Source organism: Vibrio sp. HB236076, from assembly GCF_040957575.1.
In the GTDB taxonomy this organism is placed as follows: domain Bacteria; phylum Pseudomonadota; class Gammaproteobacteria; order Enterobacterales; family Vibrionaceae; genus Vibrio.
The window spans coordinates 2,376,029-2,388,201 of sequence record NZ_CP162601.1; the positions used below are offsets into that span (position 1 = coordinate 2,376,029).

The window sequence follows — 12,173 nt, forward strand, 5'->3', positions numbered from 1 at the left end:
CAAAAGAATAAAAATTTACTTTTACAGACTTAATATTCAAATCACACTCTTAGTATAAAAAGAAAAAATGGGATCAAGATTTTGTAAAACACACCACGTTAAACAATTTGTTACATTAGTTGGTTATACTGAACAACCTAAAGTATCTCGATTAAGGAAAATCTTATGCGTCGCCCTTCTCTCACCGGCCTTTTTGCCTTAAGTCTTCTGCCGGTATCGGTTGCTATGGCATCCGCCCCCATTCACTTACGCATCATAGAAACAACCGACATTCACGCCAATGTACTGGCTTATGACTATTACAAAGACAGCCCAACAGAAAAGTTTGGCCTGTCTCGTGCTGCGACCTTAGTCGAACAAGCGAAAAAAGAAGTCGCTAATAGTCTACTGATCGACAACGGTGATTTGATCCAGGGCAGCCCAATGGGCGATTACATGGCTGCAAAAGGCATTGAGCCAAAAGAGATTCACCCCGTTTACAAAGCCATGAACCAATTGGGGTACGAGGTGGCTAACTTTGGTAACCACGAATTTAACTATGGCCTAGACTTTCTCAAAGAGTCGGTCAATGATGCGAACTTCCCCTACATCAACGCCAATATTTATAACGCCAAAACCGGTGAGCATTACTTTACCCCATATTTGATTAAGCGCTATCAAGTCAAAGATGAAGACGGTCATTCTCATCAAATCAAAGTCGGTTACATTGGCTTTGCTCCGCCGCAGATCATGACTTGGGATAAGAAGAATTTAACCGGCAAAGTGACGGTTGCCGACATCAAGAAAACCGCTGAAAAATTGGTCCCAGAAATGAAAGCTCAGGGCGCGGACGTCATTGTTGCGATTCCTCACTCGGGCTTTTCATCCGATCCTTATCGCGCTGGAGCGGAAAACTCGGTGTATTATTTATCGGAAGTCAAAGGCATTGATGCCATTGCCTTTGGTCATGCCCACGCCGTCTTCCCAGGCCCTGGGTTTGACAATATCCAAGGGGTCGACAACGTCAATGGCACCATCAATGGGGTTGCTGCCGTTATGCCGGGCTATTGGGGCAACCACATTGGCATTATGGATCTGACCTTAGCCTTTAATAAGCAAACTGGGCACTGGCACACCACAGATGCCACCTCAGTCGCTCGTCCCATTTACGATGTCAAAAAGAAAAAGTCCCTTGCTAAGCCGGATCAAAACATCGTGACCGCGCTGGCCACCGATCATCAAGCCACTCGCGATTTTGTCAATCAACCGATTGGCCAATCCAGTGACGTACTCTACAGTTATCTCGCCCTCGTTCAGGATGACCCTACGATTCAGATCGTGAACGCGGCACAAAAAGCGTATGTCGAAAACTTCATCCAAGGCGATCCGGATCTCGATGGTTTACCCGTACTTTCTGCAGCTGCGCCGTTTAAAGTCGGCGGTCGTAAAAATGATCCGACAGGCTATACCGAGGTAGAGGCCGGTCAATTGACCTTTAGAAACGCCGCTGATCTCTACCTTTACCCCAATACGCTCGTCGCACTTAAAGTCAGCGGAAAACAAGTCAAAGAATGGTTAGAATGTTCTGCTGGTCAATTCAATCAAATCGACCCCAACAGCACAAAAACTCAATCTTTGATCAATTGGGAAGGGTTCAGAACCTACAACTTTGATGTGATCGATGGGGTCAATTACCAAATTGATGTTACACAACCGGCGCGTTATGACGGGGAATGTACACTCATCCACCCTGAATCGGCACGGATTACTAACCTGACTTATCAAGGCAAGCCGGTCAATGATGCGCAAACCTTTATTATAGCGACCAATAATTACCGCGCTTTTGGCAACAAGTTTGCTGGCACGGGCAGTCAATACATCGCATTTGAAGCGCCAGACAAAAACCGTACTATCTTGGCCAATTACATTTCACGCGTTTCGCAGCAACAAGGCCAAGTGACTCCAACAGCGGATAACAACTGGTCAATTGCGCCGATTGCCAGTGCAACCCCATTGGATATTCGCTTTGAGACCTCAGCCAGCGACAACGCGAAACGCTTCATCAAACAGCGCCAAAGCTACCCAATGAAACGCGTCGGCAGTGATGAGATTGGCTTTGATATTTATACCATTGACCTCAACAGCCCTTCCAACTAAGCGGTCAGCAGGGTGACGTCACGCCGTCATAACGAGCCTGACAACGAAAAAAACCTACTTTGGATCGACGTTCAAAGTAGGTTTTAATATCGACAAAATCATGCCAATGGATGACTGAACTTACCGATCATCATGGGCTTCGGGAAATTAGGCTTGCGGCTCACAAGTACTGATAGACGCTAAATATGCCCGCCATCCCCCCAACTCGGTGATCTCCGTTGCGCCTTGCAGCCCCTCTGGCTGACAAATGAAACCACTGACCCACTCGCCATCTTCGAGTTCAACTTTACCCAGCCCCAGAGGAAAAGGAATTTGTGCCAAAAAAGGGCCAACCGCACGTTCTGGCAAATGCCAAACTTCAATCTCTATCGCGCTGTCACTTGATGGGTCGCGCACCAGTGCTGGCCGTAATGGCCCCTCACCGGCTAAAGCGTACAGTCGATAGTGAGACGATGTTTTACCACTAAACTGCCAGTATCCACCGAGTTCAGTCAATTGATGATTGAGTGGTAAGCCTTGCATATGCGCACCGCATACCAAGATAGGCATTCCCTTATCCGTTGCCAACGAAGATGGCATGTGATCCTCAGCCGCTCGACTCTCCAGCACCGCCTTTTTCCCCGTCGCGCCCAAAGGTAAATCGAGGTGCTGTGTCCATTGCTGACCCAAACTGAGCAGACCGAGATCGGTCATGGCCGGTGCGAAAAAAGTCACGCCAAATGGGCGGCCAGAAGGCCCTAGCGAACTTGGCAACGCTATCGCCGCATAATCCAGTAAATTCATAAAATTGGTGTAGTAACCCAAATTCGAGTTTAACTCAATCGGATTGTCTTCAAGTTCCGCAATCGTGTACGTGGTCCCAGCCGTTGGCGTCATCACCAGATCAACCTGACTTAATGCTTTATCACACGCCGATTTATACTTTTGTAGCTTGTACATGGCAGCAAAGGTATCGGCTGCGCTGTAGTGTTTGGCACCGCCTATAATGGTTTCAATGACAGGCAAACACGCCTTGGGATCTTGCTCAAAAAACGATTGAATCGCCACGTAACGCTCTGCCACCCAGGGACCTTGATACAATAAAGTGGCCGCATCCAAAAAAGGCTGTAAATCAAATGGCACGAGTGTTGCGCCAAGCTGCTCTAAGCGTTGCACGGCTTGTTGGTATTGCTGCTGATATTCGCTGTTACCAAAAAAAGCCAATTGCTCTTGATGAGGGATCCCGACCTTAACCTGAGACCAATCACTGGGTAGGGACTGTTCTTGGTACGCACGCGCATAACAATCGCTTGCGTCAAAACAATTCGCCACAGAAAAAACCCGCTTGGCATCTTCTACCGTACGAGCAAAAATGGTGACACAGTCTAAAGTGCGACACGCTGGTACAACACCAGAATTACTGAATAACCCTTTACTTGGCTTAACACCGATCAAATTGTTAAACGCCGCTGGTACTCGCCCTGAGCCCGCGGTATCGGTCCCCAAAGAGAAAAAAACCTGACCACGAGCGACACTAATGGCGCTGCCCGAACTCGACCCACCTGAAATGTACTCTGGGTCAAAACTGTTTTTGCCCGCCCCCCAAGGACTGCGAACCCCTACCAGGCCAGTCGCAAATTGATCGAGATTGGTTTTTCCTAGCGGCACTGCCCCCGCGTTGATCAATTGCTGAACAACAAATGCTGACTCTTGGGGATGATAACGGTACGCTTCACACCCTGCAGTCGTCTCTAGCCCCGCCAAATCGATATTATCTTTAATCGCAAAAGGCACCCCATACAAAGGCAAACTCTGCGGGTCTTGCTGCTCTAGAGCATCGATGTAGCCTTGTAACTGCTCGTCGCTGAGCAGTGATAACCAAGTGTTGTGATCATCTTCTCTTGCCAGAGCCAATTGCTGTTGTAAATAGCCCGACACGGTCAGGGCCTTGGTTTGATAAGCGCTGATCAACGCTTCCATCGTCTGAGGTGAGTTCATATTTGATGTCCTTATCATAATTCGTGGTTAATGATGGCAAGAGCTTGCCCTGCAGCGACTTGTGAGCCTTGCTCAATACACACTTCGTCAATGGTGCCTGACTCTGATGCCACCACTTCTAATTCCATTTTCATTGCCTCTAAAACCATGATCACATCGCCCGCTTTGACCTGATCACCAGGCTTAACCAGTGTTTGCCATAAACTGCCAGCCACATGGCTTTCCACCAAGGTTTGTGTATCGTGAAGCACACGAGGCGCTAAATCTTGCTCTTGTGTCTCCTCAACAACAAAATCCGCTTGCCCAGTTGCAATCCAACGTTGACGCTCCTGTTCAAACGCCTGCTGTTGACGCGCTTTACAAGCGACTATCTCTGCTTGATGCTCGGTTAAAATGGCGTCGTAATCGGCCAATGAGAATGACGTCTGTTCAATCTTAATGGGGTATTGGCCTTGTGGGTGCTTTTCTCGAATCGTCAACAGCTCATCAGCACTGACTTCATAAAAGCGAATTTGGTCAAAAAAGCGCAGTAACCACGGCTTTTCAAACGCCTCAGTTTGCTTATATCGATTCCACATTTGCAAAGTTCGACCAACAAACTGATACCCGCCAGGGCCTTCCATACCGTAAACACACAGATAAGCACCACCAATACCGACGGCGTTTTCCGGTGTCCAAGTCCTGGCCGGATTGTACTTAGTCGTCACTAAACGATGACGAGGGTCGAGGGGCGTCGCCACCGGAGCACCTAAGTAAACATCGCCCAGTCCCATCACCAAATAACTGGCATCGAAAACGATGTTCTTGACTTGCTCAACGGAATCTAACCCATTAATACGACGAATAAACTCAATATTATCTGGGCACCATGGGGCATTTTTCCTGACCACTTCATCGTACTTTCTAATTGCTAATCGCGTCGCTTCATCATCCCAAGAGAGCGGCAAGTGTACGATGCGAGCAGGTACGGTAAGCTCATCGATATCTCTGAGTGAGGCCTCAATGCCGACTAACATGTCGAGTAACTTCTCTCTTGGCAAACGCAAGTTGTCGTAATGAATTTGCAAAGAGCGAATGCCCGGCGTGAGCTCTAATATTGCATCGATTTCAAGCGCTTCAAGTTTTAGCATTAAGGCATGAGCTCGGAAGCGCAAACGGATATCGAGCACTTGTGGGCCGTATTCGACCAATAAAAAGTCTTCTCCGCTGGGGCGATAAACCACTTGCTCCCCCACCTCCTGTGCAGAGAGGGTTTTGATCACCGGTGACACAAGCTCCGTGGCAGTGACAGACTCCTCGCTGAGTGTGAGCTGTTCAATATCCAAGCGTTGTTGCCGCTCGGCTTGCTCAGCGTCCTCGACACTGACAGGAACAAAACGCAACTTATCACCGGCTTTAAACTGCCCCACTTTCCAAAGATCGGCCTTAATAATGGTCGCAGGGCAGACAAATCCCCCTAAACTTGGACCGTCTGGGCCCAAAATCACCGGCATATCGCCAGTAAAATCAATGGTGCCAACCGCGTAAGCATTGTCGTGTATATTCGACGGATGTAAGCCTGCCTCACCGCCATCTTGACGCGCCCATTGAGGTTTAGGCCCAATCAAACGAACGCCAGTACGGCTCGAGTTAAAGTGAACTTTCCAAGTCGCAGAAAAAAACTGTTCTATATCGTGGTCGGTGAAAAAATCAGGAGCGCCGTGTGGGCCGTAAATCACGCGAACGCACCACTCTTTTTGCAGCTGAGGTAACTCGATTTGGTTGCGTGTGTTAGAACTCACCGGCTCAACACTAGAGGCATCATATTGATTTATCGGCAACACATCACCGGCCAGCAAGGCCCTACCGGCATGACCACCGAATTGCCCCAGCGTAAACGTCGATTGACTGTTTAAATAGCTCGGACAGTTAAAGCCGCCTTGCAACAACAAGTAACTGCGCGCGCCATCACCTGAAATTCGGCCTAATTTTAATGTTTGCTTTGCGGCAACCGTCACTACTTGGCCCATTTCAATGGGCTCGCCGTCGAGTTGCGCAGCGATATCCGCGCCAGTGAGTACAAAACGAGAAGCGGTGTTAAAGGTCAATGTCGGTCCAGAGATGATCATCTCGAGTCCAGAGCAAGTCTCGTCATTGCCCAGCACCTGATTGCCAAGGCGAAAGTTTAAAGAGTCCATTGGGCCAGAAGGGGGGACCCCGATGTGCCAATATCCCTTGCGGCCAGGGTAATCTTGAATCGTGGTTTGCGTACCACCGCTTATCACATCAATAGAGCTGGGCTTGTACTCAAAATCATTTAAAGAACGCGTCAACACTTGGCCATGACGTACAACAGGCCAAGCGAGCAATTGAGCCAGATACGAGCGGTTGTGCTCAATACCGTAAATTTCAATGTTTTCTAACGCTTTTTCGAGACTATTTAGTGCTTTTTCGCGGTTGTCTTGGTAGACGATAACTTTGGCTAACATAGGGTCAAAAAAAGGCGACACCTCAACCCCGGCTTCAATCCAATGTTCCACTCTCAAACCGGGCACGTCAGGCCACTCAACATGACTCAGTAACCCTGCACAAGGTTGAAAGTTCTTATTGGCATCTTCGGCATAAAGACGCACTTGTATCGCATGACCATGTGGACTGCGTTTTTGCATTAGGGTGTCTGTACTGAGCTCACCGGCGCCCAGTTTGATCATCCACTCGACCAAATCGACCCCAAACACTTCTTCTGTCACCCCGTGTTCAACTTGTAAACGAGTATTCACTTCCAAAAAATAAAACGCTTCATCGGATTGATCTAAGACAAATTCCACGGTTCCGGCATTGCGATAATTGACTTGCTGAGCCAATCGAACCGCGGTGTCTTGCAGGGCTTGGCGAGTTTTTGCAGATAAATTCGGCGCCGGCGTTTCTTCAATCACTTTTTGATTGCGTCGCTGCGCCGAGCAATCACGCTCACCCAAAGCGGTGACTCGCCCTTGCCCGTCACCAAAAATTTGCACTTCAATATGACGAGCGCGCTCAATAAATTTTTCAATAAAGACGCCATCATTACTAAAGTTGTTTTCACTAAGGCGTTTAACCGAATCAAAGGCATCGCTAAGTTGCGCTTCACTGTAACAACATTGCATGCCGATACCACCACCGCCGGCGGTACTTTTTAGCATCACCGGATAACCAATTCGTTTGGCTTCGACAAGGGCTTGTTGCTTATCGCTCAGTAATTCACTGCCCGGTAACAGTGGTACTTGTGACTGCTTAGCAATAGCACGAGCAGAGTGCTTTAAACCAAAGGTGTTCATTTGCTCTGCCGTTGGGCCGAGAAAAACCACCCCCTGTGATTCACATAAGGTAACGAAATCTGGGTTTTCGCTTAAAAATCCATACCCGGGATGTATGGCCTGAGCGCCACATTGTTTGGCTATTGCGAGGACTTTATCTTGGTCTAAATAGGTGTGAGTTGCCGGCCCGCTGCCGAGTGAGTAGGCTTCATCAGCGTGTAAAACGTGCGGACTTTTCGCATCGGCTTCACTGTAAATCGCGACACTGCTGATCCCCAGTTTCTTTAGTGTTCTTATTACGCGACAAGCGATCGCACCGCGGTTCGCAATCAAGACTTTATTGAACATACCAACATCCATTGTCACACCGGGCCGTCCCGGAATAAAAAAGAGCTCTTGTTGGAGGTCGTCCTCTCAGCTCATAAACAACGACTTTGTCACCTAGTCCCAGATCAAGACTTCAATCGGAGTGGGGTTGTACGCATTACAGGGGTTATTGAGCTGAGGACAATTTGAGATCAGAACGATCACATCCATCTTGGCTTCTAATTCGACGTATTTCCCAGGACCACTGATGCCATCTTCAAAAGTCAAACCGCCTGCTTTGGTAATAGGTACATTCATGAAAAAATTAATGTTATGCGTGATGTCTCGCTTGCTCATGCCAAATTGTTCGTTTTCAGACACCGCTAATAACCAACTATCACGGCACGAATGCATGTGTTTTTTCTCAACGTCGTAACGCACAGTATTACTCTCTGCCGCACAAGCCCCGCCTAACGTGTCATGACGACCACACGTATCGGCCACAATATCGAGTAACGGGTTACCAAAGTTAGATACCAAGACACTGCCTGCCGTGAGGTACACATTGCCCTGCTCGCGAATAGTATCCATCACACTGTATCGCTCGGTCGGATCGTCGGCGCTGTAAAATAAGGTATCCGCCGCTTGGTTGCCTTCGAGATCTAAAATTCGTAATGTTTGTCCTTTTTTCACCACTTTGATGTAGTAATCACCCGCAGGGACTTTGTCCTTAATAATGGCAGTCTCGGGGGTCAGTGAGCTTTCAACAATCATGATAAGTACTCCGAATTAATGGTGACAATGAGTGTGTAAGTGGTAGCGACGATTATTTTCAAATCCACGAGCGTTCTCAGGACGAGAGTTTAAACAAGCGTCATCCTCTTTCATTGGCTCGGAGACTGACACGCTCAATTCAACGGGTTTGAACGGGTAAGTTTCACTTGGGTTCATCGGGTGAGGGCAAGTCGTCAACACCACGAGCGTATCCATCTCAAATCTCAGCTCAATGCTATCGCCGGCTTTGCTGTGGTTTTCAGTGTACTGCATTGCCCCTTGTTCATCGGTTTTTACCGCACTGAATAAGTTGAGATTAGCCACCAGATCTTTTTTGCCTAAACCGTATTTAGCGACTTCGACTAGCAGCGCATCATAGCCGTTTTGCTTCCATTGATTGTGGTCTGCTTGGTAGTCTCTTTCGCCCCATTTTTCAGCGACTTTCGCTTTATTCGCCACGCCGCAGACAGTATCGATCCAGCCGGTATCATCACGAGTGATTGAACAAAAAACGCGCCCCATATCGGAGTAAAGACAATGCCCTTTCGTCAGTTTAAAAGTGTGCTGCCCTTTTAAGGTGTCTGGAGCGTTGTAGCGCTCTAAAGGTTGAGTCGGGTTATAAAACAGCATGCTCAAGTTCGCCCCCCCTTCTAAATCTGTCGCTTTGAGGGTATGCCCTTTTGGGATCACCATAGACCAATGGGAGGCCCCAGGAATAAAATCATTAAGAATAGGATCTTTTTTCGTCATCTTGCATTCTCCTAGGCAATTTTCTTTTCACTAATAGAGGTTAAAGGGTGATTGAGGATGGCCGACGCTTGTTGTGGTGACGTACGGCCAACATCGATATCAAAAGTCACCTGTGCGCCAAACCGCTCTGGGGCTTGCTCGTCGAGGCGAACGTGGTCAAACACCCACAATCGATTGCCAAGTTCGAAACCTTCACTCAAGTCATGAGTGATCATAAACACGGTGAGCTGTTGCTCTTGGCACAGTGTTTTGATCAACGCGTGCATTTCTTTTCTGATCCCAGGGTCAAGTGCGCCAAACGGCTCATCTAACAGTAAAATTCTCGGTTTTTTGATCAGCGACTGCGCAATAGACAAGCGTTGTCTCATGCCACCGGATAATTCGTGGGGATATTTATCCAGCGCATGACCTAACCCCACCTGTTGCAATAACGCCACAGCCTGCTGTTTGGCTTGTTTCTGGTGCGGGCCAAAACCGCGTCCCAATAACCAAGACAGCACACCGCGAGACTCAAAATCCTTACCCAGCATCACATTTTCCAGGGCCGTTAAGTGGGGAAAAACCGAGTACTTTTGAAATACGATTCCGCGCTCAACACTGGGTTCATTTGGCAATGGTTGACCATCGAGAAGCAACTCACCACGCGAGGCTTTTTCAATCCCTAACAACATGTTGAGAAACGTGGTTTTGCCACAACCAGAGGCGCCAACAATACTGATAAAGTCGCCCGGAAAGACATTGAGGTTGAGCTTTTCCAATACGATGTTATCGCCGTACTCCTTCCACAGCTTTTTAATTTCGATGAGGGGGCTAGCGTGAGTCATCATTACTCTCCTTGTGACTGGTGGTACCAAGCGCAACACTTTTCAGAGAGCGTCTTGAGTAACCAATCCATCAGATAAGCCAATACTGTGATCCAAAATACATACAAGAGGATCACATCCATAGATAAGTAACGCCTAACCAAGAAAATTCGATAACCCAGTCCGTCGGTGGCCACAATCGCTTCAGCGGCAATTAAGAACAGCCAAGCGCTGCCTAGAGTCAAACGAATCGCATCAATTAAACGCGGTAGCAACTGCGGCAAAATAACCCGCACAATGATTTGCCAACTGTTACCGCCCAAGGTTTGCGCCTTAATCAATTGCTCTTGCGGTAAAGCACTGGCTTTGAGTTGAATATCGCGGATGATAATTGGACAAATACCAATAAAAATCAGCATGACTTTGGACAACTCTCCCAAGCCAAAAGTAATAAACAAAATGGGAAGTATCGCCATTGGGGGAATTAATGAAATCGCCGTGACCACTGGCGACATCGCCGAACGGACCAGCGGGATCATCCCATTGGCAATACCGACCATCAGGCCGACTAAAGCACTGGCGCCAACGCCTAATGCGAGACGCTCTAAACTGGCTAAGGTATCGGCCCAAAAAACATACTCACCGGTACGCTTGCTCGGTGACAATGCCATGCGCTCAAACGCACTGACAAAGCTATCAAACGCAGGCAAGAGTTTATCTGCCGGGTTAATCTCCAATCGGGCATTCGATGCCGTCATATAAAGAAAAAGCAAAATGATAAATGGCAATAACCCCAACGCGATCTTACCTAGCCGCGAAGGACGTCGATTAATGAGCTTTGTCATAACCTTTCCTCGCCTTTAAGATCACAAAGTGCCGTCTACAGCCATTTGCATAAACGTCTCACTAAAGCGCAATTTGATGTTGCTAGGATTGCCGTACACACCGGATGGGGTTTCAATACCAATAAAGCTGGCATCGGGGGCACCTTCGCCTAATAGGCCGTGATCGAACGAAAACTCAGCCACTTTTTGCATCGTCTGTTTCAAATCGTCACTTTGAGTAAAGGTCACTGCGCTTTCTGGGGTGTAGAACATCTTCGTAGCCGCCAATTGTTGGTTATAACCCGCTAAATCCGTGCCTGATGCAGTGGCCATATGGGTTTTCGCTTCATCGGCGTTAGCATCATCTTTAGACATCAGAGCCATGGTTTCATACCAAGCACCGGTCAAAGCTTTGCCAAGTGCGGGGTTGTCATTGAGGGTTTGGGTATTGGCGACCATTAAATCGATAATTTCGCCTGGGATTTTTGAGGAATCGAAAACGAGACTGGTATTGGGTTGTGATTTGATTTCACTTAGCAATGGATTCCAAGTGACCGCCGTGGTGACATCATCGGTACTAAACGCCGCGACCAAATCGGCATCCGACGTGTTGACGACCTTCACATCACGCTCACTCATGCCGACGCTTTGTAAACCACGTGCTAACAGATAATGAGAGACGCTCAGCTCAACGAGATTAATCGACTGACCTTTAAGATCGCTCAGTGATTTATCATTCCCTTTAACGACCACACCATCATTGCCATCGGAAAAATCGCCAACAATCAAAGCCGTAGAATCCACACCACTCGCTGCCGGAATGGTCAACGCATCCATATTGGTCATGACCGTGGCATCAAATTGACCTGCGGTGTATTGATTGATGGACTCCACATAATCGTTGACCTGAATAAGGTCTATTTTGATGTGGTATTTTTGAGCCCACTTATCGAGAATTCCCGCGTATTGGGCATAATCCCAAGGCATCCAACCGACATAAATCGACCAGGCGACTTTGAATTCTTGCTTTTCTTCGGCAAAGGTTGAGGTACTAACAAAAGGGGTTGTAAGAATACTTGCAGAAAGGAATAAGGAACTCAGCGCCTTGAGAGAAGACTTTTTCATGGGACCACCTCCGATGTGGGTCATTAGACAAAATATACGCGCCAAGAGACATAACCAATATCATTGGTCGGCCTCCCGGGCTTTTATCCCGCCGTGTGACCTCATCTGAGGTTGACAACTCTCGGACCAGTCACCAGCCAACGGCTGATCGGAACCCTAGATGTCTATTTGCTACAAATTTTGGACCAATGCAGTGCATTGGT

General features: G+C 48.0%; 8 protein-coding genes and 1 riboswitch. Of the genes, 1 reads left to right on the forward strand and 7 read right to left on the reverse strand.

Features of this window, described 5'->3' with window-relative positions; genetic code table 11:
- The first annotated feature begins 165 nt into the window (after nt 1-165).
- Nucleotides 166-2,136 (forward strand): 2',3'-cyclic-nucleotide 2'-phosphodiesterase, encoded by a 1,971-nt coding sequence (cpdB, locus tag AB0763_RS10400; protein WP_306100751.1) that lies wholly within the window; start codon nt 166-168, stop codon nt 2,134-2,136.
- A gap of 147 nt (nt 2,137-2,283) precedes the next feature.
- Here the strand turns inward: cpdB and atzF are convergent, their stop codons facing one another.
- The 7 genes from atzF to AB0763_RS10435 all read right to left on the reverse strand — a co-directional run bounded on the left by atzF (nt 2,284) and on the right by AB0763_RS10435 (nt 11,970).
- A complete protein-coding gene (gene atzF / locus AB0763_RS10405) occupies nt 2,284-4,113 on the reverse strand; it encodes an allophanate hydrolase (RefSeq protein ID WP_306100750.1) in 1,830 nt (609 codons plus the stop codon).
- Between the two features lie 14 nt (nt 4,114-4,127).
- A complete protein-coding gene (gene uca, locus AB0763_RS10410) occupies nt 4,128-7,736 on the reverse strand; it encodes an urea carboxylase (RefSeq protein ID WP_306100749.1) in 3,609 nt (1,202 codons plus the stop codon).
- A 93-nt stretch (nt 7,737-7,829) separates the two neighbouring features.
- A complete protein-coding gene (locus tag AB0763_RS10415) occupies nt 7,830-8,468 on the reverse strand; it encodes an urea amidolyase associated protein UAAP2 (protein ID WP_306100748.1) in 639 nt (212 codons plus the stop codon).
- Between the two features lie 15 nt (nt 8,469-8,483).
- A complete protein-coding gene (locus AB0763_RS10420) occupies nt 8,484-9,218 on the reverse strand; it encodes an urea amidolyase associated protein UAAP1 (protein ID WP_306100747.1) in 735 nt (244 codons plus the stop codon).
- Between the two features lie 11 nt (nt 9,219-9,229).
- Complete coding sequence (locus AB0763_RS10425) at nt 9,230-10,045, reverse strand: ATP-binding cassette domain-containing protein (RefSeq protein ID WP_306100746.1); 816 nt, start codon at nt 10,043-10,045, stop codon at nt 9,230-9,232.
- Nucleotides 10,045-10,866 (reverse strand): ABC transporter permease, encoded by an 822-nt coding sequence (locus AB0763_RS10430; RefSeq protein ID WP_306100745.1) that lies wholly within the window; start codon nt 10,864-10,866, stop codon nt 10,045-10,047. The genes AB0763_RS10425 and AB0763_RS10430 overlap by 1 nt, the downstream gene beginning before the upstream one ends.
- Before the next feature lie 21 nt (nt 10,867-10,887).
- The gene (locus AB0763_RS10435) at nt 10,888-11,970 is read right to left on the reverse strand and encodes a putative urea ABC transporter substrate-binding protein (RefSeq protein WP_306100744.1); all 1,083 of its coding nucleotides are present in this window, start codon (nt 11,968-11,970) and stop codon (nt 10,888-10,890) included.
- Nucleotides 11,971-12,040: 70 nt separating this feature from the next.
- Nucleotides 12,041-12,141: riboswitch (guanidine-I (ykkC/yxkD leader) on the reverse strand.
- Between the last annotated feature and the right edge of the window lie 32 nt (nt 12,142-12,173).

Bases quoted from the DNA above. Each gene is read 5' to 3' on its own strand.
- cpdB (WP_306100751.1), top strand. From the start codon at position 166: ATGCGTCGCCCTTCTCTCACCGGCCTTTTTGCCTTAAGTCTTCTGCCG.
- atzF (WP_306100750.1), bottom strand. From the start codon at position 4,113: ATGAACTCACCTCAGACGATGGAAGCGTTGATCAGCGCTTATCAAACC.
- uca (WP_306100749.1), bottom strand. From the start codon at position 7,736: ATGTTCAATAAAGTCTTGATTGCGAACCGCGGTGCGATCGCTTGTCGC.
- AB0763_RS10415 (WP_306100748.1), bottom strand. From the start codon at position 8,468: ATGATTGTTGAAAGCTCACTGACCCCCGAGACTGCCATTATTAAGGAC.
- AB0763_RS10420 (WP_306100747.1), bottom strand. From the start codon at position 9,218: ATGACGAAAAAAGATCCTATTCTTAATGATTTTATTCCTGGGGCCTCC.
- AB0763_RS10425 (WP_306100746.1), bottom strand. From the start codon at position 10,045: ATGATGACTCACGCTAGCCCCCTCATCGAAATTAAAAAGCTGTGGAAG.
- AB0763_RS10430 (WP_306100745.1), bottom strand. From the start codon at position 10,866: ATGACAAAGCTCATTAATCGACGTCCTTCGCGGCTAGGTAAGATCGCG.
- AB0763_RS10435 (WP_306100744.1), bottom strand. From the start codon at position 11,970: ATGAAAAAGTCTTCTCTCAAGGCGCTGAGTTCCTTATTCCTTTCTGCA.